This is a genomic window from Bacillus sp. YBsi01 (genome assembly GCF_038406745.1).
In the GTDB taxonomy this organism is placed as follows: Bacteria; Bacillota; Bacilli; order Bacillales; family Bacillaceae; genus Bacillus; species Bacillus siamensis.
Map to the genome: position 1 here is coordinate 3,697,698 of NZ_CP151679.1, position 21,550 is coordinate 3,719,247.

15 protein-coding genes and 1 pseudogene are annotated in these 21,550 nt (G+C 50.7%); 13 read left to right on the forward strand and 3 right to left on the reverse strand.

Annotated features, from left to right (window positions below; all coding sequences use genetic code 11):
* Positions 1-43: 43 nt before the first annotated feature.
* A complete protein-coding gene (locus AADZ70_RS18665; protein ID WP_052690277.1) occupies positions 44-394 on the reverse strand; it encodes a DUF3212 family protein in 351 nt (116 codons plus the stop codon).
* Between the two features lie 191 nt (positions 395-585).
* Here AADZ70_RS18665 and AADZ70_RS18670 point away from each other — a divergent pair, with 191 nt between their 5' ends.
* The 5 genes and pseudogenes from AADZ70_RS18670 to AADZ70_RS18690 all read left to right on the forward strand — a co-directional run.
* The gene (locus tag AADZ70_RS18670) at positions 586-933 is read left to right on the forward strand and encodes a general stress protein (protein WP_016936978.1); all 348 of its coding nucleotides are present in this window, start codon (positions 586-588) and stop codon (positions 931-933) included.
* Positions 934-1,095: 162 nt separating this feature from the next.
* Complete coding sequence (locus AADZ70_RS18675) at positions 1,096-2,361, forward strand: pectate lyase (protein WP_342007466.1); 1,266 nt, start codon at positions 1,096-1,098, stop codon at positions 2,359-2,361.
* 117 nt (positions 2,362-2,478) lie between these two features.
* Positions 2,479-3,915: an anion permease gene (locus AADZ70_RS18680; protein WP_007408966.1), complete on the forward strand. Its 1,437-nt coding sequence runs from the start codon at positions 2,479-2,481 to the stop codon at positions 3,913-3,915.
* Between the two features lie 106 nt (positions 3,916-4,021).
* Positions 4,022-4,729 carry a hypothetical protein gene (locus tag AADZ70_RS18685; protein ID WP_029575252.1) on the forward strand — a complete coding sequence of 236 codons (708 nt, stop codon included), beginning with the start codon at positions 4,022-4,024 and terminating at the stop codon, positions 4,727-4,729.
* Between the two features lie 114 nt (positions 4,730-4,843).
* Positions 4,844-5,224: pseudogene (locus AADZ70_RS18690) on the forward strand (NTTRR-F1 domain); the annotation flags it as partial.
* Here the strand turns inward: AADZ70_RS18690 and AADZ70_RS18695 are convergent.
* Positions 5,182-12,942 (reverse strand): DUF4573 domain-containing protein, encoded by a 7,761-nt coding sequence (locus AADZ70_RS18695; RefSeq protein ID WP_342008075.1) that lies wholly within the window; start codon positions 12,940-12,942, stop codon positions 5,182-5,184. The pseudogene AADZ70_RS18690 and the gene AADZ70_RS18695 sit on opposite strands and share 43 nt — an antisense overlap.
* Here AADZ70_RS18695 and AADZ70_RS18700 point away from each other — a divergent pair.
* The 7 genes from AADZ70_RS18700 (at position 12,911) to AADZ70_RS18730 (ending at position 20,541) form a co-directional block, all read left to right on the forward strand.
* Complete coding sequence (locus tag AADZ70_RS18700) at positions 12,911-13,306, forward strand: hypothetical protein (RefSeq protein ID WP_223152455.1); 396 nt, start codon at positions 12,911-12,913, stop codon at positions 13,304-13,306. The genes AADZ70_RS18695 and AADZ70_RS18700 overlap by 32 nt on opposite strands.
* Positions 13,307-13,731: 425 nt before the next feature.
* Positions 13,732-15,336, forward strand: a complete 1,605-nt coding sequence (locus AADZ70_RS18705; protein ID WP_064778129.1) for a sensor histidine kinase — start codon at positions 13,732-13,734, stop codon at positions 15,334-15,336.
* Complete coding sequence (locus AADZ70_RS18710) at positions 15,333-16,013, forward strand: response regulator (protein WP_016936789.1); 681 nt, start codon at positions 15,333-15,335, stop codon at positions 16,011-16,013. The genes AADZ70_RS18705 and AADZ70_RS18710 overlap by 4 nt, the downstream gene beginning before the upstream one ends.
* A gap of 12 nt (positions 16,014-16,025) precedes the next feature.
* Positions 16,026-16,988 (forward strand): tripartite tricarboxylate transporter substrate-binding protein, encoded by a 963-nt coding sequence (locus AADZ70_RS18715; protein ID WP_045925410.1) that lies wholly within the window; start codon positions 16,026-16,028, stop codon positions 16,986-16,988.
* Between the two features lie 193 nt (positions 16,989-17,181).
* Positions 17,182-18,480, forward strand: coding sequence for a citrate:proton symporter (locus AADZ70_RS18720; RefSeq protein WP_047476462.1), 1,299 nt, complete (start codon positions 17,182-17,184; stop codon positions 18,478-18,480).
* 51 nt (positions 18,481-18,531) lie between these two features.
* On the forward strand, positions 18,532-19,326 hold the full coding sequence (locus AADZ70_RS18725) for an MBL fold metallo-hydrolase (RefSeq protein WP_198698942.1): 795 nt from the start codon (positions 18,532-18,534) through the stop codon (positions 19,324-19,326).
* Between the two features lie 123 nt (positions 19,327-19,449).
* Positions 19,450-20,541: a nitric oxide synthase oxygenase gene (locus AADZ70_RS18730; RefSeq protein ID WP_342007467.1), complete on the forward strand. Its 1,092-nt coding sequence runs from the start codon at positions 19,450-19,452 to the stop codon at positions 20,539-20,541.
* Here AADZ70_RS18730 and AADZ70_RS18735 read toward each other — a convergent pair.
* Positions 20,535-20,807, reverse strand: a complete 273-nt coding sequence (locus tag AADZ70_RS18735) for an acylphosphatase (RefSeq protein WP_342007468.1) — start codon at positions 20,805-20,807, stop codon at positions 20,535-20,537. The genes AADZ70_RS18730 and AADZ70_RS18735 overlap by 7 nt on opposite strands.
* A gap of 67 nt (positions 20,808-20,874) precedes the next feature.
* On the opposite strand from AADZ70_RS18735, the gene AADZ70_RS18740 reads away from it, so the two are divergent.
* On the forward strand, positions 20,875-21,534 hold the full coding sequence (locus AADZ70_RS18740) for an MOSC domain-containing protein (protein ID WP_016936783.1): 660 nt from the start codon (positions 20,875-20,877) through the stop codon (positions 21,532-21,534).
* Positions 21,535-21,550: the final 16 nt, after the last annotated feature.

Here is a 21,550-nt window from a genome sequence, read left to right on the forward strand (position 1 = left end):
ACCGTCCGCCGGCAACAAAAAAAGAAGGGCCCGGGCCCTTCTTTTAATAGAACAACCGGAACATCTCAGTGTTTTTCTCATGTTCCAAATATTCATAGGCATTTGTTTTAGAAGAATGAAGCATGTCGGGGGTAATGACGGGCTGAAGCGCGGTCAGATAAGTACCCAGCGTATTCTCAATTTCTTTCGGCAGAACGGATTCGATATCACCGATATTGATAATAATAGAGAACACGAAATCGATATTAATATGAAAGGTATCTTCAGCAAAGGCCGTAAGCTCTTTTATTCCATCCGGGCAGCGGGTATGCCGGCGGAAAACCTGTTTCACTAAATCACTGACAACCCAAGCGTTAAATCGCTGTTCCGGTGAAAAATAATGAATAGGAACCACCTCCCTGCTTGATCGGCTCTTGAAAATTTTTATTTTTCTGATAAAAGTAGCTTCTCCTACTGTAACATGTCCCGGAAGAAAATATCCACCGACAATCTGCCCGATTTTTCACTGAACGCTCTTTCTTTTGTTTGGCACTTGGTGAAGCGGGTAAACACACAATATACAAAAACAAAAGGGAGGACTTATCAATGAAACCGGTAGTAAGAGAGTATACAAACGATCAAAAACTGATGCAGGACGTAAAAGAGCTTCAGCAAATGGGTGTCGCAAAAGAAGATGTATACGTGCTTTCTCATGATGACGACAGAACGGAACGACTGGCCGACAATACGGATGTTAATACCATCGGAGCAAAAGAAACGGGCATTAAACACGCGGTCGGCAATATGTTTAATAAAAAGGGCGACGAGCTCCGCAACAAAATTCACGAAATCGGCTTTTCAGAAGAGGAAGCATCACAATTTGAAAAGCGCTTAGATGAAGGAAAAGTTCTTCTGTTTGTCACGGATAACGAAAAAGTAAAATCATGGGCGTAAGCCGATCAGGTCCCAAGGGGTTTCGGTCCCTTGGGATTTTTTTGCGGATTCCGCAATAAAACCGAAAGACACAATCAGTACATTTTCGGTGCTGTTTCTTAATTGATTTGATACAATTCTTTTGTAATAAATTGGAATATAAAATCAGGAGGAGCACCATTTATGAAAAAAATGTTACTGATGCTGGCGGTTTGTTTATGGATGATTCCTGCGGGTGTCCATGCCGCTGACCTTGGCCGGCAGACGTTAGGAGCAAATGACGGATGGGGAGCCGCTTCCGGCGGGACAACCGGCGGCGCGAAAGCCTCTTCATCGAATGTATACACCGTATCAAACAGACAGCAGCTCGTTTCTGCATTAGGTGGAAGCGCCAACAGCACGCCGAAGATTATTTACATACAAGGCACAATCAATTTGAATACCGACGACCGCAATAAAACGCTCGGCTTTCATGATTATAAAGATCCGGCATATGATCTCAACGCCTATTTGAAGGCGTACGACCCGGATAAATGGGGGAAAAAAGCACCTTCAGGCACCCAGGAAGACGCCAGACAGCGATCCCAAAAAAATCAGAAAGCGCGGGTCGTGATTGATATCCCTTCAAATACGACGATCATCGGTTCAGGCTCAAACGCCAAAGTGACAGGCGGAAATTTTAATATGAAGAACGGCGTCGACAACGTCATCATCCGCAACATCGAATTTCAAGACGCTTACGACTATTTTCCGCAATGGGACCCGACTGACGGCAGCAGCGGCAACTGGAACTCGGAATATGACAATATCACCATTAACGGTGCGACGCACATCTGGATCGACCATTGCACCTTTAATGACGGATCGAATCCCGACAGCGGTTTTCCCTACTATTACGGGAGAAAATATCAGCACCATGACGGCCAGACGGATATAGCCAACGGGGCGAATTATATTACATTATCTTATAATAAATATCATGACCATGACAAAGGCTCCGTCATCGGAAACAGCGACAGCAAGACGTCAGATGAAGGAAAACTGAAGGTGACCCTTCACCATAACTATTACCAGAACATCGTCCAGCGCGCCCCGCGGGTCCGGTACGGGCAGGTTCATATTTATAATAATTTTTACGCAGGCTCGAAAAGCGCCGCGTACCCGTTCAGTTATGCATGGGGCGCAGGACATGCGTCAAAAATATATGCGCAGAATAATGTTTTTGAGGTGCCGGGCCTGGCTGCCGATAAGGTCATCAGCGTCTTCAGCGGCGGAAAAGCGCTTCATGAAGAGGGCACTCTTTTAAACGGCGCTGCCATTAACGCGTCAGCCGCCAACGGATTAAGTCAGTCTGTCGGCTGGACACCGGCATTGCACGGCTCTATCGGCTCATCCGCAAATGTAAAACCAGATGTTATATCTAAAGCCGGTTCGGGTACGTTAAAATAAGAAACACAAAGGAATATTTTCCTTTGTGTTTTTTAATTAACAAAAACGTTTATTAACTTAGTTAAGTAGTAAAATGGGATGGGGGATGGAAGACAACAAAATAGGAGGAGACCTGTAATGGCTTCAGAAAAAGACGCAAAAAAACAGCAGGCGGTAAAAATCATTCCTTTGCTTATTACTGTTGCTGTGGGATTAATCATTTGGTTTATTCCCGCGCCGTCCGGACTTGAACCTAAAGCATGGCATTTGTTCGCTATTTTTGTCGCAACAATTATCGGCTTTATCTCCAAGCCCTTGCCAATGGGCGCAATTGCAATTTTTGCATTGGCAGTCACCGCGTTAACGGGAACGCTTTCTATTGAAAATACGTTAAGCGGATTTGGAAACAAGACAATCTGGCTGATTGTCATCGCCTTTTTTATTTCCCGGGGATTTATCAAAACCGGGCTCGGCGCAAGGATTTCTTACGTATTCGTACAACGGTTCGGGAAGAAAACACTCGGCCTTTCTTATTCACTGCTTTTCAGTGATTTAATTTTATCACCTGCCATTCCGAGTAACACGGCACGGGCGGGCGGCATTATTTTTCCTATTATCAGATCATTATCCGAAACTTTCGGATCAACGCCGGCAGACGGAACAGAGCGGAAAATCGGCGCTTTCTTATTAAAGACCGGTTTCCAAGGAAACTTGATTACGTCTGCGATGTTTTTGACGGCAATGGCGGCGAACCCGCTGATCGCCAAGCTGGCCCATGATGTCGCAGGGGTGGACATCACATGGACAAGCTGGGCAATCGCGGCCATTGTCCCGGGATTGGCGAGCTTAATCATTACACCGCTCGTCATTTATAAACTGTATCCGCCGGAAATTAAAGAAACACCGGATGCGGCTAAAATCGCAACGGAAAAATTGAAAGAAATGGGTCCGTTTAAAAAATCCGAGCTCTCCATGGTCATCGTCTTTTTATTGGTGCTTGCGCTGTGGATTTTCGGAGGAAGCTTAAATATCGACGCAACGACGACGGCCCTGATCGGATTATCCGTTTTGCTTTTGTCACAGGTATTAACATGGGAGGACATCAAAAAGGAACAAGGTGCGTGGGATACACTGACTTGGTTCGCGGCGCTTGTGATGCTGGCGAATTTCCTGAATGAACTCGGCATGGTGTCTTGGTTCAGTAATATGATGAAATCCTCTGTTTCCGGTTTTTCATGGATTGTGGCATTTATGATTCTGATCGTTGTGTATTATTACACCCATTACTTCTTTGCGAGCGCAACCGCGCATATCAGCGCCATGTATGCGGCATTTCTCGCCGTCATTGTGGCGGCAGGCGCTCCGCCGCTATTGGCGGCGCTCAGCCTGGCGTTTTTCAGCAACCTTTTCGGTTCGACGACGCATTACGGCTCAGGAGCGGCTCCGGTCTTTTTCGGAGCGGGCTATATTTCGCAAAGCAAATGGTGGTCCATCGGCTTTATCCTGTCAATCGTCCATATTGTGACATGGCTTGTGATCGGCGGATTATGGTGGAAAGTATTAGGTTTATGGTAGAAGAAAAAAGGCAGACTCAGGTCTGCCTTTTTTTGTTTTGATAAGAGGCGGGAAGGCCCTGCACATGATGGCTTCAGCGTGAATACAATATAGCCGGGGTGATAATATGAGCAGCGGCCGTAATCAATACATGATATTGAAACAGAAACCTTACAAATATATGAGCAGACATATGAAACGCTGGTATGAACAATTACTATACGATCATGAAAAAACGGAAATAGTGACGGAAAAACAGTTTCCGTCTTTAGATGAAAATCGATCTGCCCTGTGCGTGCCCCAGATGCGGGGTCCCGAAGGCAAAAGAGGCCCCGCCGGCTCCCGCGGTCCGCAAGGGGAAGCAGGTCCGCCCGGTCCGCCTGGTCCCCCGGGGCCTGAGGGTCCGCCCGGTGCGGTTCCGGCTGTAGCTTTTCAAAATACAACAGAACAAATGACGATTCCGTTAGAAGGAACACCGATAAATGTATTAAGCACGGTGGTAGATGCGCCGACAGATCAATTGGTAAAAACGGATGCCGTCATACAAGTAAATGTGGAATTAGATCTGCTCGCTTCTAATTTTTCATTAGACTTAGCTGTCGATCTCCAAAGAAATGGGGTATCTATTCAAACACTAAGACAAGAGCTGAACCTCTTTTCTTCAGGCGGGCAAATCTTGGGGATTCCTTTTACGTACATCGAGGAAATGACAGCGGGAGAAACAGCTGCGTATCAGCTCTTTTTATCTGTACTGTCTTCGAATCATGTCACGCAAGTCACAGCGGCAAACCGTTCCCTCATTGCAACGGGATTCCCCATTCAAGGATCGGACTAAGGTGATGAATAGAAATCACCTTTTTTATTTAGGTTGTCAAAAGACAGCCCGTATTAATATGCTGTCTTAAAATGTAAGGTTATCCGCAACAGGAAGGAGAGGGAAAAAGCTTGAATGAATAATCCGATTATAAATGGGAGCTTTGAAACCGGCACATTAGAGGGTTGGAGTTCGGCAAATACCCAGATTAACAGTTTGTTTGCACATTCAGGGAGATATTCTGCACAATTTATTGGAACTCAGCCATATGCTTACCTCAGTCAAATCATCCCCATTTCAGCTCAGTCACTGACTCTATTCGTATCACTGGCAACGCTCGGAAATGAGCCAAGTCCCCAGGTAACCCTCCAGATCATATATGTCAGCGCAGCAGGTGAACAAATCAGTTCCGTTCAAGAAAATATCACACCCGGAAATTTGCCGAACGTGCTCTTTCACACATGGTCTGAAATCTATAAAACAAGTACTGTGCCTACTGGTGCGGCCTCTGCTGTCATTGTATTAAGTAAAGTTTCTTCCGGCACGGTTTTAATAGACGATGTTTCATTGGCGCAAACCGGGGGTGACCCTGGCGTTACAGGCCCTACAGGAGCAACAGGGGTAACCGGATCAACCGGAGCAACGGGTGCAACCGGATCAACCGGAGCGACTGGAATCACAGGGTCAACCGGAGCGACTGGAATCACAGGGTCAACCGGAGCGACTGGAATCACCGGGTCAACCGGTCCAACTGGAGTAACAGGAACAACAGGATCAACAGGTCCAACCGGTGCAACAGGCTCAACAGGAGCGACTGGGATCACCGGGTCAACCGGTCCAACTGGAGTAACAGGAACAACAGGAGTAACAGGTCCAACGGGTGCAACAGGCTCAACCGGAGCGACTGGAATCACAGGGACAACCGGTCCAACTGGTATAACAGGAACAACAGGAGTAACAGGTCCAACGGGTGCAACCGGATCAACCGGAGCGACTGGAATCACCGGGTCAACCGGTCCAACTGGAGTAACCGGAGTAACGGGAGCGACAGGAGCAACGGGTGCAAGAGGAGCAACCGGAGCGACTGGAATCACCGGGTCAACCGGTCCAACTGGAGTAACAGGAACAACAGGAGTAACAGGTCCAACGGGTGCAAGAGGATCAACCGGAGCGACTGGAATCACCGGGTCAACCGGTCCAACTGGTATAACAGGAACAACAGGAGTAACAGGTCCAACGGGTGCAACCGGCTCAACCGGAGCGACTGGAATCACAGGGTCAACCGGAGCAACAGGAGTAACAGGAACAACAGGAGCAACCGGACCAACGGGACCAACAGGAGTAACTGGTGTAACCGGCCCAACCGGGGCGACAGGAGTAACCGGAGCAACGGGTCCAACCGGAACAACCGGGGCAACTGGAGCAACAGGAGCAACTGGGTTAACAGGAGCCACAGGGCCAACCGGTGCAACCGGAGCAACCGGAGTAACGGGCGTAACCGGCCCAACCGGAGCGACCGGAGTAACTGGAGCAACGGGCCCAACCGGAGCGACCGGAGTAACTGGAGCAACGGGCCCAACCGGAGCGACCGGAGTAACTGGAGCAACTGGCTCAACCGGCCCAACCGGGGTGACTGGCCCAACGGGTGTAACGGGCCCAACCGGATCGACTGGGGCAACCGGGGCAACGGGTGCAACAGGAGTAACGGGAGCCACCGGAGTAACAGGTCCAACCGGTGCAACCGGAGTAACGGGTGCAACAGGAGCAACAGGATCAACAGGATCAACCGGGGCAACCGGAGCAACAGGTGTAACAGGAGTAACCGGAGCAACCGGAGCGACAGGAGAAACGGGATCAACAGGAGCAACAGGAGTAACTGGTGAAACGGGTCCAACAGGAGTAACGGGCTCAACCGGAGCAACTGGTGTAACTGGTGCAACCGGGGCAACCGGAGTAACGGGAGCAACCGGGTCAACAGGCCCAACCGGAGAAACTGGCTCAACCGGAGCAACAGGAGTAACAGGAGCAACGGGAGCAACCGGGGCAACAGGAGCAACAGGTGTAACAGGAGTAACCGGAGCGACAGGAGAAACGGGATCAACAGGAGTAACTGGAGAAACGGGTCCAACCGGAGTAACGGGCTCAACCGGAGCAACTGGTGTAACTGGTGCAACCGGGGCAACCGGAGTAACGGGAGCAACCGGAGCAACAGGAGTAACTGGAGAAACGGGTCCAACTGGAGAAACTGGTTCGACCGGAGTGACAGGAGAAACTGGCCCAACGGGTTCAACCGGAGCAACGGGAGTAACTGGTCCAACAGGAGAAACAGGAGCAACAGGAGTAACTGGTGTAACCGGCTCAACTGGAGCAACAGGAGTAACCGGAGTAACAGGAGCGACTGGAGAAACGGGACCAACAGGACCAACAGGAGAAACAGGAGCAACAGGTGTAACCGGAGCGACTGGAGAAACGGGTCCAACCGGATCAACAGGAGTAACTGGTGTAACCGGATCAACAGGAGTAACTGGAGAAACGGGACCAACCGGATCAACAGGAGTAACTGGTGTAACCGGAGCGACTGGAGAAACGGGAGCAACCGGAGCAACCGGAGCAACAGGAGAAACCGGGTCAACAGGAGAAACAGGAGCAACAGGAGAAACAGGATCAACCGGGGCAACCGGATCGACTGGAATCACCGGGTCAACAGGCCCAACAGGAGCAACCGGATCAACAGGAGTAACTGGTGTAACCGGCCCAACCGGGGCAACCGGCCCAACGGGTCCAACCGGGGCAACAGGAGTAACCGGATCAACAGGAGTAACCGGGGCAACAGGAGTAACCGGAGCAACAGGAGTAACCGGAGCAACAGGAGTAACTGGTGCAACCGGAGCGACTGGAGAAACCGGCCCAACGGGTCCAACCGGGGCAACAGGCCCAACCGGTCCAACCGGAGTAACAGGAGCAACAGGAGTAACTGGAGAAACGGGTCCAACTGGAGCAACCGGAGCGACAGGAGAAACGGGACCAACAGGACCAACCGGAGTAACAGGTGTAACCGGAGCGACTGGAGAAACGGGACCAACAGGAGTAACTGGTGAAACGGGACCAACTGGAGAAACAGGTCCAACCGGATCAACAGGAGTAACCGGGGCAACCGGAGCAACTGGAGAAACGGGTCCAACCGGATCAACCGGTGCAACAGGATCAACAGGAGTAACCGGAGCAACCGGAGAAACCGGAGCGACTGGAGAAACGGGAGCAACCGGAGAAACAGGAGCAACAGGAGTAACTGGTGTAACCGGAGCGACAGGAGAAACGGGAGCAACAGGAGTAACTGGTCCAACTGGAGAAACAGGCTCAACCGGAGTGACTGGAGAAACCGGACCAACGGGAGCAACAGGAGCAACAGGAGTAACTGGAGAAACAGGTCCAACAGGACCAACCGGATCGACTGGCTTAACTGGAGCAACAGGAGTAACCGGAGCGACTGGAGAAACGGGACCAACAGGACCAACCGGAGTAACCGGTGTAACAGGAGCAACCGGCCCAACGGGAGCAACCGGAGTAGCTGGAGAAACAGGAGCAACCGGGGAAACAGGATCAACAGGAGCGACCGGAGTAACTGGAGCAACCGGCCCAACGGGTGCAACAGGAGTAACCGGAGTAACTGGTCCAACCGGAGCGACAGGAGTAACCGGATCAACCGGCTCAACTGGTCCAACCGGCTCAACCGGAGTGACTGGAGAAACCGGCCCAACAGGTCCAACTGGCTTAACAGGAGCAACCGGGGCGACAGGAGAAACCGGCCCAACCGGAGTAACTGGAGCAACAGGACCAACCGGGGAAACCGGATCGACAGGAGTAACAGGGCCAACCGGCTCAACCGGAGTAACAGGAGTAACAGGAGCAACCGGAGAAACAGGATCAACCGGCTCAACTGGAGAAACTGGCTCAACCGGAGTGACTGGAGAAACGGGAGCAACCGGGGCAACAGGAGCAACCGGAGTAACGGGAGCAACAGGACCAACCGGAGCAACAGGTGTAACCGGAGCGACTGGAGAAACGGGAGCAACAGGAGTAACAGGATCAACCGGGGCAACAGGAGTAACAGGATCAACCGGCTCAACTGGAGAAACTGGCTCAACCGGAGCAACAGGAGTAACAGGATCAACCGGAGCAACAGGATCAACAGGAGTAACTGGTGTAACCGGAGCGACTGGAGAAACGGGATCAACAGGAGCAACCGGAGCAACAGGATCAACAGGAGTAACTGGTGAAACAGGACCAACAGGATCAACAGGAGCAACCGGAGCAACAGGATCAACAGGAGTAACTGGTGAAACAGGACCAACAGGATCAACAGGAGTAACAGGAGTAACAGGATCAACCGGGGCAACAGGATCAACCGGAGAAACAGGAGCAACCGGTGCAACCGGAGCAACCGGAGTAACGGGCGTAACCGGCCCAACCGGAGCGACCGGAGTAACTGGAGCAACGGGCCCAACCGGAGCGACCGGAGTAACTGGAGCAACTGGCTCAACCGGCCCAACCGGGGTGACTGGCCCAACGGGTGTAACGGGCCCAACCGGATCGACTGGGGCAACCGGGGCAACGGGTGCAACAGGAGTAACGGGAGCCACCGGAGTAACAGGTCCAACCGGTGCAACCGGAGTAACGGGTGCAACAGGAGCAACAGGATCAACAGGATCAACCGGGGCAACCGGAGCAACAGGTGTAACAGGAGTAACCGGAGCAACAGGAGCAACAGGTGTAACCGGAGCAACCGGCCCAACCGGCCCAACAGGCTCAACCGGAGTAACAGGATCAACCGGGGCGACCGGAGTAACCGGCCCAACAGGAGAAACTGGCTCAACTGGAGTGACTGGAGAAACCGGCCCAACGGGTGCAACCGGAGCAACGGGAGTAACTGGTCCAACTGGAGAAACAGGAGCAACAGGAGTAACTGGTGTAACCGGCTCAACTGGAGAAACGGGACCAACAGGAGTAACAGGAGTAACAGGAGTAACCGGAGCGACAGGAGAAACGGGACCAACAGGAGTAACAGGAGTAACAGGAGTAACCGGAGCGACAGGAGAAACGGGACCAACAGGAGTAACAGGAGTAACAGGAGTAACCGGAGCGACAGGAGAAACGGGACCAACAGGAGTAACCGGAGCAACCGGGGCAACTGGAGAAACAGGATCAACAGGAGTAACCGGAGCAACCGGAGTAACTGGAGAAACGGGAGCAACTGGAGAAACAGGCTCAACCGGAGTGACTGGAGAAACCGGCCCAACGGGTGCAACAGGATCAACAGGAGTAACTGGAGAAACCGGTCCAACAGGAGCAACCGGAGTAACTGGCGCAACCGGCCCAACGGGTGCAACCGGAGCGACCGGAGTAACTGGAGAAACGGGACCAACAGGAGCAACCGGGGCAACAGGATCAACAGGATCAACAGGCTCAACTGGTCCAACAGGCTCAACTGGAGAAACTGGCCCAACGGGTCCAACCGGATCAACCGGGGCAACTGGCGTAACCGGATCAACGGGAGTAACAGGAGCGACAGGAGAAACCGGCTCAACTGGAGAAACCGGTGTAACGGGTGCAACCGGAGCAACAGGAGTAACTGGTGTAACCGGAGTAACTGGTGAAACGGGTCCAACTGGAGAAACTGGCCCAACGGGCCCAACCGGGGCAACTGGCGTAACCGGCTCAACTGGAGTAACAGGAGCGACAGGAGTAACTGGTGTAACCGGCTCAACTGGAGAAACTGGTTCAACAGGAGCGACAGGAGAAACCGGCTCAACTGGAGAAACCGGTGTAACGGGTGTAACCGGAGCAACAGGAGTAACTGGTGTAACCGGATCAACAGGAGTAACTGGAGAAACGGGACCAACCGGAGCAACAGGAGTAACCGGGGCAACAGGAGCAACTGGTGAAACGGGTCCAACCGGAGCAACAGGAGTAACCGGGGCAACCGGAGCAACTGGCGTAACCGGCTTAACTGGAGAAACTGGTTCAACCGGAGTGACTGGAGCAACCGGCCCAACGGGTGCAACCGGAGAAACAGGATCAACCGGGGCAACCGGCTCAACTGGTCCAACAGGAGTAACTGGTCCAACTGGAGCAACAGGAGTAACTGGTGAAACGGGTGCAACCGGAGTAACTGGAGTGACAGGAGAAACCGGCCCAACAGGAGTAACTGGAGTGACTGGAGCAACCGGAGTAACAGGCTCAACCGGAGAAACGGGACCAACAGGAGCAACTGGTGTAACAGGCTCAACCGGAGAAACCGGCCCGACAGGAGTAACTGGAGAAACCGGCCCGACAGGAGCAACTGGAGCAACCGGAGCGACCGGAGTAACAGGAGAAACCGGCCCAACAGGAGTAACAGGAGCGACTGGAGAAACGGGACCAACAGGCCCAACAGGTGTAACCGGAGCAACCGGCTCAACCGGAGTGACTGGAGAAACCGGTTCAACGGGTGCAACAGGTCCAACAGGTCCAACAGGAGTAACTGGTGTAACGGGAGAAACCGGGGCAACCGGAGTAACCGGCTCAACCGGAGCGACAGGAGTAACCGGGCCAACAGGAGAAACTGGCTCAACAGGAGCAACAGGTGTAACAGGACCAACCGGAGAAACGGGACCAACCGGATCGACTGGCTCAACAGGAGCAACAGGTGTAACAGGAACAACCGGAGAAACGGGACCAACCGGATCGACTGGCTTAACAGGATCAACAGGAGCAACAGGTGTAACCGGCTCAACAGGAGTGACTGGAGAAACTGGTCCAACAGGTGCAACCGGATCGACTGGCTTAACAGGATCAACAGGAGCAACAGGAGTAACCGGAGCAACCGGCTCAACTGGAGAAACTGGTTCAACCGGAGTGACTGGAGCAACCGGCCCAACGGGTCCAACTGGAGAAACAGGTCCAACCGGAGCAACCGGAGCAACAGGATCAACAGGAGTAACCGGAGCGACTGGAGCAACGGGAGCAACAGGATCAACAGGAGCAACAGGCTCAACCGGGGCAACAGGATCAACAGGAGCAACAGGCTCAACCGGGGCAACAGGAGCAACAGGATCAACCGGCTCAACCGGAGTAACAGGAGCGACAGGAGAAACTGGCCCAACCGGAGTGACAGGAGAAACTGGCCCAACGGGTCCAACCGGATCAACAGGAGAAACTGGTCCAACAGGAGCAACCGGAGTAACTGGTGTAACCGGATCGACAGGAGAAACGGGACCAACCGGAGCAACAGGTGTAACCGGAGCAACCGGGTCAACAGGGTCAACAGGATCAACAGGAGTAACAGGATCAACAGGAGTAACTGGTGTAACCGGCTCAACTGGAGAAACTGGTTCAACCGGAGTGACAGGAGAAACTGGCCCAACGGGTGCAACCGGATCAACAGGAGAAACTGGTCCAACTGGTCCAACTGGAGAAACAGGAGTAACAGGATTAACGGGTCCAACCGGAGAAACAGGAGCGACCGGAGCAACCGGGGCAACTGGCGTAACCGGCTCAACAGGAGTAACAGGAGCGACCGGAGTAACTGGAGAAACTGGCCCAACGGGTCCAACCGGAGCAACAGGAGTAACTGGTGTAACTGGATCAACTGGGTCAACCGGAGCAACGGGACCAACAGGAGTAACTGGTGAAACGGGACCAACAGGAGCAACAGGAGCAACAGGTGTAACCGGAGCAACCGGAGTAACAGGAGCGACCGGATTAACCGGGGCAACTGGCGTAACCGGCTCAACAGGAGAAACTGGTTCGACCGGAGTGACTGGAGCAACCGGCCCAACGGGTACAACAGGAGTAACTGGTCCAACTGGAGCAACCGGAGCAACTGGTGTAACTGGTGTAACTGGTGCAACAGGAGTAACGGGCTCAACCGGAGTAACTGGCCCAACGGGTGCAACCGGTGCAACCGGAGTAACGGGTCCAACCGGAGTAACCGGAGTAACGGGAGCAACTGGCTCAACAGGATCAACCGGAGTAACGGGCGCGACTGGAGTAACCGGAGCCACTGGTGTAACCGGCCCAACCGGCTCAACCGGCCCAACTGGTCCAACCGGAGTAACGGGAGCAACTGGCTCAACAGGATCAACCGGAGTAACGGGCGCGACTGGAGTAACAGGAGCCACTGGGGTAACTGGAGCAACCGGCTCAACAGGCAGTACACCAACCTTGCTCTTCACAAGAACTAATGGGCCGCTCACTGTTTTTCCGCCGTTAAATACTGAAGTTCCCGTTGCTACGCTGGCAATCCCAGTTAATGCTTTGCAGAATGTAAAGCTGGATTATGCACTCAGTGTCGCGTTAACAACTGCAGCAAATTCAAACTTTGTTTTTGAAGTGAGATTATATAGGGGAGCAGTGCAAATTCATACAAGAACTCTGTCGCGAACTAGTCCAACCGCAGCTACGGATAGTTTTTCGATTGCTGATACAACAGTGGATACTGCGCCGACCGCAGGAACAAACACTTACCAGCTCAGGGTTATTTTCACAACTGCTAATAATTTAACGACAGCAACTGCTCTGAATATCGATTTTAACAGCATTGTTTTTCCGACATCATAATGAAAAGACCTGACTGATATTTTAAAGATGAAAGACCTGACTGATATACGGTTAGGTCTTTTTTTCTGTAAATTAATCCTTTAAATGGGGTTTTGAAACACAGTTGTATTCTGAAAATATTGTAAGAAGAGATAGTGTAGTGAGAAAAGGAGATACATGGTATAACAGATACGAATCTTGGGGTGGCTGCTGTGGGTATTGTTATGAGGCTGTCATTGCCAGCATAAATGAACGGGGTTGACTGAGCAACAGGGCTAACCGGAGCAGGCGCGATCATTCTTTGTTACATAAATCCTCAAAAGTGAAAATATGCCTATCATCCTTTTTGAAAATCAGCAAGAGAAAAAGATCACGAAAATTCTTAAAAATAAAAAATAAGGATATAAAAAGTGGTATGATTTTAGGAGGAAAGGACGGCTGGTGCTGTGTTGGAAGAGAAACGGTTTTATGTCTCTCTGCAAATGAAAATCGCCGGATTAATTACGGCTTTATTAATACTTGTCATCGGAACGCTTACTGTTATATTTGCCTTTCAGCAATTAAAGGAAGGCCAGAAGCAGGCGGAACAGCTGGCGGTGCAGACGGCAAAAACCATATCATACATGCCGCCTGTAAAAGAGGCATTCCGGCTTGCGGATCAAAATGCTTTTAAAAAGTTAGACGTCATTGAACAAATGAAAGAACAGGCAGGTGCGCACGCCGTCTACATTACCGATCAAAAAGGGCATGCCGTGTTTCATTCGGATCGCAGCAGCATTCCGAAAGACAATCAAAATCTGAAAAACAAAGCCGTCATGTTCGGCGGAGCTCCGGTTTCTGACGGAATGAAGGCCGTCCGGGGAAGCGCACCGGTTATTCTGGAGGAAAAAAATCATAACGAAGTCGTCGGAACGGTGACAGTCGAGTTTCTGCAAGATGAGATAGAAAAAGATATGAAAGCGCATCTGCGGCACTTAAGCTATTTTGCATGTTTGGTGTTCCTTATCGGCATCGGGGGAGCGGCGGCGCTTGCAAAAAGCATCCGTAAAGATACACTCGGCCTTGAACCGCATGAAATTGCGGCGCTGTACCGGGAGCGAAATGCGATGCTCCTTGCGATTAAAGAAGGGATTATCGCCGTAAACAAAGAAGGTGCGGTGACCATGATGAATTTGTCTGCGGCTGATATGCTGCATCTTCCGGAACCGATGATCGGAAGGCATATAAAAGAAATCATGCCGGGCGCAAGGCTCATGCCCGTTTTTGCAGGCGGAGAATTACCGCCGAACGTGGAGGTGCGAGCCGGGGATAAAGTGTTTATCTTAAACGTAAAAGAGATGAGACAGGCCGGGCAAGTATACGGAGCGGTCATAAGCTTCCGCGAAAAAACGGAGCTCAAGAAGCTGATTAACGAGCTGACTGAAATAAAAAAATACTCGGAAGATCTCCGTGCGCAAACGCATGAATTCTCAAACAAGCTTTACGCGATACTCGGTCTGTTAGAACTGGGAGAATACGATGAAGCCATTGAACTGATTAAAGAAGAGTACGCCATCCAGAATGAACAGCACGAAATCCTCTTTCAAAACATTCATTCACAGCGGGTTCAGGCCATACTATTAGGAAAAATGGGAAAGGCATCTGAGAAGAAAGTGAAGCTTTCAATAGATGAAAACAGCTTTTTAGAATCGCTGCCGGCGCATGTGGGCTCATCCCAGCTCATTACAATCATCGGAAATCTTATTGATAACGCTTTCGAAGCCGTCGCCGAAAAAGAGAAAAAAGAGGTATCCTTTTTTATGACTGATATCGGAAGGGATATTGTCATAGAAGTGGCGGACTCGGGAGATGGGGTGCCTCAGGAAAAAACAGAAACGATATTTGAAAAGGGATACTCTTCAAAGGGGACAAGGAGAGGATACGGCTTAGCCAATCTGAAGGAAGCCGTCAGTGAATTGCAGGGATGGATAGAGATTTCACAGCAAAAGAGCGGCGGTGCCGTATTTACGGTGTTTATACCGAAAGAAAGGCCAAAGGGGGAATCCGTGTGATTAATATCGCGATTGCAGAGGACGACTTTCGAATCGCGCAAATCCATGAAAAATTCATCGAACATCTTGATGGATTCAATGTCATCGGCAAAGCAATCAATGCCAAAGACACCATATCGCTGCTTGAGAACCGGCAGCCTGATCTGCTGCTTTTGGATATTTATATGCCGGATGAGCTGGGGACAGATTTGTTGCCGCTCATCCGCTGCCGTTTTCCTTCTGTTGATATCATCATTATTACGGCTTCTGCCGAAACAAGATTGCTGCAGGAAGCGCTCAGATCAGGCGTTTCCCACTATGTCATAAAGCCGGTTTCGGCACATAAATTTACAGAAGTGCTTTTGCAGTACCGTGAAAAAAGAGATTGGCTGCACTCACAGCCGGAGCTGAGCCAGTCCGTCATCGATATGTTTTTCGGAAGCGGCCAGAAAGAACAAAAACAGCTCAATGATCTGCCCAAAGGCATTAATTCTATTACACTTCAAAAAATCAAAAACGCGCTCAGGACTGCAGAAAAAGGGATGACGGCTGAAGAACTGGGTGAAAAAATGGGGGCCTCCAGAACAACAGCGCGGCGCTACGCCGAGTTTCTCGTTTCTCAGGAAGAAGCGCTCGCTGAATTAGAGTACGGCATTATCGGCAGGCCGGAACGGAAATATTATTTAGCACATGAATAAGGGATGGGAGAAATGAAGCGGTTGGGAGTGCTCCTTGTTTTGCTGGCGGCGCTGGTTTCATTTGACGGACGGCAGATGGCGGGCATCCGCTCAGCCGGAGGACCGATTGAAATCGTCGTACCCGCAGCGCCTCAAGGGGGCTGGGATGTAACGGCAAAAGCTTTGCAATCGGTAATAGAGCGGAAGCATATATTAGACCGGCCCGTAAAGATTATCTATAAGCCCGGCGGAGGCGGAGACAGCGGCTGGAAATATGTAAACGAACGCAAAACGGATGTCATCAGTATGAATTCAAGCCTGCTGTTAAGCAATGAAATTTTAGGACAAAGCCGGCTGAAGGCAGATGATTTTACGCCTTTGGCCATTATTGCAAAAGAGTGGCAGACTGTCGCTCTTCCGAAAGATTCAAAGATAAAAAGCGGAAAGCAGCTGCTCGGCGATATTAAAACACATCCGGGCGGCATAAAGATCGGATTTGCGCCCGGTCTCGGAAATGATGACCAGCTCTCCTTTGCGAGAGCCGCGGAAATGGCGGGAATTTCGCCGTTTGATATCCGCTTTTTTCAATACGGGAGCAGCAATGAAGTCATTGAAGCTCTTATCAATCATGATATAGATGCCGCCTCGATGACCATTTCAGAAGCGAGAGACACCTATCAAAAAGGGAAAATCACATTAGCGGCCGTTACTTCTGACAAAAGGCTTTCGGGCTTCAGCGATGTCCCGACATGGAAAGAACAGGGAGTGCCGTTTGTCTTTGCCCACTGGAGAGGCATCATGGGACCGAAAGACATGACCGAAGGCGAGATCGCTTATTGGGATCAGGCTTTGAAGCAGATTACCTCATCTGCGGAGTGGAAACAAATGATGAAAAAACAGGATTGGGAGAGCTTTTATAAAAACAGCAGCGGCGCAAAACACTTTTTAGAAGAGCAGACCGAGTTTTATAAAGAAATGATGAGCAGCGAAAAATAAAGATTCCGCAGACATGCGGAATCCTTTTTATTTATAAATGAACAAAATGAACGAAAAGGTTATAAAAAATTAAAAATCTTTAAAATCCAAAATATTTACTTCAACATGCAATTCTCATAATATAGCAAAAAGGCGGATGAAGGGGAATCGGGCCTTTAAAATGTAAGCGTATTCATAATAAGGGGGACATACTGTGTTAGCAATCTTAGGCTTTCTTATGATGGTTGTTTTTATGGTGCTGATTATGACAAAACGGCTTTCGGTGTTAACTGCGCTCGTATTGACGCCGATCGTATTTGCGCTGATTGCCGGCTTTTCATTTAACCGGGTCGGCGGGATGATGATCTCCGGTATTGAACAGGTGGCGCCGATTGCAGTCATGATTATGTTTGCGATTCTTTATTTCGGCATTATGATTGATACCGGTTTATTCGATCCGATGGTTGCGCGTATTTTAAAGCTGGTCAAAGGCGATCCGCTCAAAATTGTTGTCGGAACAGCCGTGCTGACCATGCTTGTCGCGCTGGACGGAGACGGTTCGACGACGTATATGATTACGACTAGCGCAATGCTGCCTTTATATATTATGCTCGGAATCCGTCCGATTATTTTAGCGGGAATCGCCGGGGTCGGCATGGGGATTATGAACACGATCCCATGGGGCGGCGCGACGCCGCGGGCGGCGAGCGCGCTCGGCGTGGACCCGGCGGAGCTGACGGGACCGATGCTGCCTGTCATTGCGAGCGGCATGGTGTGTATGATTGCGGTCGCTTATGTACTCGGAAGGATGGAAAGGAAACGGCTCGGGGTGATCGAATTAAAGCAGCCGTCCCATACAAATGAAACGGCTGCGGCTGTGGAAGATGAATGGAAGCGGCCGAAACTGTGGTGGTTCAATTTACTTTTAACGCTTTCTTTAGTCGGGTTTTTAGTATCAGGAAAAGTGAATTTAACCGTGCTGTTCATCATCGCGTTTTGTATCGCGCTGATTGTCAATTATCCGAAGCTTAACGATCAAAGGGAGCGCATTTCAGCCCATTCGAGCAATGTGCTAGCGATCGGGTCGATGATTTTTGCCGCAGGCGTGTTTACCGGAATTTTAACGGGGACGAAAATGGTTGATGAAATGGCCATATCTCTCGTTTCGCTTATTCCGGAGCAGCTGGGGGGATTTATTCCGGCGATTGTTGCCTTAACGAGCGGTATTTTTACATTTCTGATGCCCAATGACGCCTATTTTTACGGCGTGCTGCCCATTTTGTCCGAAACCGCCGTGGCGTATGGTGTTGATAAGGTGGAAATCGCCCGCGCTTCGATTATCGGCCAGCCGATTCATATGTTAAGCCCGCTCGTGCCGTCGACGCATTTATTAGTCGGGCTTGCCGGGGTAACCATTGATGAGCATCAGAAATTTGCGATGAAATGGGCGGTTCTTGCCGTTATCGTCATGACTGCCTTTGCACTCCTTATCGGCGCGATCACGATTTTTTAACATAAAACAGCCTGTTCGTCGCACACTAAAGGCATCAGAGGAGGTGCCATGATGAGTGATCCGTTTATGCCGCTTTTTTCGGTTAAAAGCGGCGTCGGTTTTAAAGCGGCGGACGGCGTTTACGGACTGACCGTGCAGATTGCGAATGTTTACTTTATCGAAAATCCCTCAGTTCCGGGGGAAATCATTCTTGTTGACGCGGGAATGCCGCAATCGGCGGAAATGATTACAGATGAAATGAAACGCCGGTTCGGGCAGGGGTATCAGCTGAAGGCCGTCATTTTGACGCACGGCCATTTTGACCATGTCGGTGCGATGGAAGAGCTGCTTAAGCATTGGGATGTACCGGTTTATATTCATGAACAGGAGCTCCCGTACGTCACGGGAAAAGCGGATTATCCGCCTGCCAGGCCGGATGCGAAAAAAGGGCTTGTCGCAAAGCTGTCACCGCTGTTTCCCCGCCATACGATCCGCATTCCGTCCGTTCAGGCGCTGCCTTCAGATGGCGCCGTTCCATTGCTTGAAGATTGGAAATGGATTCATACGCCCGGCCACACCACCGGCCATATTTCATTATTCCGGGAGAAAGACCGCGTTTTGATTGCCGGTGATGCCGTGATCACTGTTGAGCAGGAATCCCTTGCGGACGTTGTCATTCAAAAGCAAGAGCTTCACGGGCCGCCCGCCTATTTCACAGCGGATACGCAGACTGCGGCAGCATCCGTTCAAAAACTTGCCGAACTGGAGCCGGAAGCGCTTTTGACGGGTCACGGGATTCCGATGTCAGGAAAAAACTACCGTGATGATTTGCTTACACTGGCTGAAAAACTGCATTCCGTTTTGTGAAACACCTGCGAAAATCACAGGTGTTTTTTCTTTGCACTTTCCAGTATGAGACAAAAAAACCATTGTGTTCACCCTTAAAAACGATACAATGAGAAGCAGATGTAAATTGAAGGAGAGAGTTTTTTGAAACATACGGAATTACTCTGGGATGAGGCGAAGGATTTTATTGAGGTCTGCTATCAGGAACTCGGCATGGAATCGCAAATCAATGCGCGTCTTCACTCGATAAAAGATGAGATAGATCGGACGAGCAGTTATGTCCATACGGCGGAAGAGCTTGAACACGGGGCAAAAATGGCATGGCGCAACAGCAACCGCTGTATCGGGCGTCTGTTCTGGCAATCGCTGAACGTCATTGACCGGCGCGGCGTGAATACAAAAGAAGAGGTGCGCGACGCTTTATTTGAACATATCGAAATCGCGACGAACGGCGGAAAAATTAAACCGACAATTACGATTTTCCCTCCTGAGAAGAATGGGGAGAAACAGGTCGAAATCTGGAATCATCAGCTCATTCGCTATGCGGGATATGAGACTGAAAAAGGAAGAATCGGCGATCCGGCATCGTATGAGCTGACGGCTGTCTGCGAAAAACTCGGCTGGCGCGGAAAGCGGACCGATTTTGATATTTTGCCGCTGCTGTTCCGGATGAAAGGGGACGAGCAGCCCGTTTGGTACGACCTGCCTCAGGCTCTCGTGAAAGAGGTGCCGATCTCTCATCCTGATATTGAAGAGTTTGCCGATTTGAATATCAAATGGTACGGGGTTCCGATTATCGCCGATATGAGGCTTGAAATCGGCGGACTGTCGTACAACGCGGCGCCTTTTAACGGCTGGTATATGGGAACCGAAATCGGCGCAAGGAATCTTGCTGATGAGAAACGGTATGATCTGCTCAGAAAAATCGCGTCGGCCATGGGGATTTCATCCAGCCTGAATACCGACCTGTGGAAAGATCAGGTGCTTGTAGAACTGAATAAGGCAGTGCTCTATTCATACAAAAAACACGGTGTCAGCATTGTCGATCATCATACGGCGGCAAATCAGTTTAAGCGTTTTGAAGAGCAGGAACAAGACGCGGGCAGAAAGCTGACGGGAGACTGGACCTGGCTGATTCCGCCGATCTCGCCGGCTTCCACCCACATTTTCCATAAATCATACGACAATACGATTGTGAAGCCGAATTATTTTTATCAGGACAAGCCTTATCAGTAGCTGATGGAAAAGGTGCGGTACCCTTTCAGATGGCGTGATTCTTCGATGGTTACGCCTGTTACATTTGAGAAGGAGCTGCCTTTTCTGACGGCTTCGGCAAAGTGTTTTAACGACTCTTCAGGGCCTTCGGCAAGGATTTCAACCCGGCCGTCATCGCGGTTTTTGACCCAGCCGGTAATCTTATGTCTGTCTGCTTCCATCTGGACGAAGTAGCGAAAACCGACGCCTTGAACCCGGCCGTCTGCAAACATATGATATTGAAGCATGGAAAAACCACCTTTTTCCTACTATGATAAAGGAAAGATATGATATTTCGCAAAGGATGTGAACGGGATGACGCAAGACTATTCTGTCTTATCTATCAATCTCGGAATGCCGGCAATTCATGAATTTGCCGGCAGACAAATCAATTCCGGCATCGTCAAGCGGCCTGCGGATTCTCCCGTCATGCTGTATAAAACCCATTTTGCGGGGGACGGACAAGCCGATCTGAAGAATCACGGCGGCCCTGATAAAGCGGTGTGCGTGTATCCCGCCGAGCATTATTCATATTGGGAAACAACGCTTGCGAGAAAACTGCCCGCCGCAGCGTTCGGAGAGAATGTAACAGTCAAAGGGCTGGCCGAACAGGACGTATGGCTCGGAGACGTGTTTCAGCTGGGCGAAGCCGTCGTGCAAGTAAGCCAGCCGCGCCAGCCCTGCGTCAAACTCGCCCTCAAATACGGCATCAAAGATATGGTGCTCCGTGTACAGCAGACGGGATTTACCGGCTTTTATTTCAGGGTGATTGAAGAAGGATATGTCGATCCGCATCCGGTCCTGAAGCGTTTGTCGAGAGGCAAAGAAAGCATTTCCGTCTGGTATGCGAATGAAGTGAAATACCATGATTCAGGCAATCTGCCGGCCATTGAAGAAGTGCTGCGGGAAGAAGCGCTGTCAGAAAGCTGGAGGGAGTCCTTCCTTAAAAAAAGAGACAGGCTCTTGAATGTATAGAAAAAAAGCCGCGCTG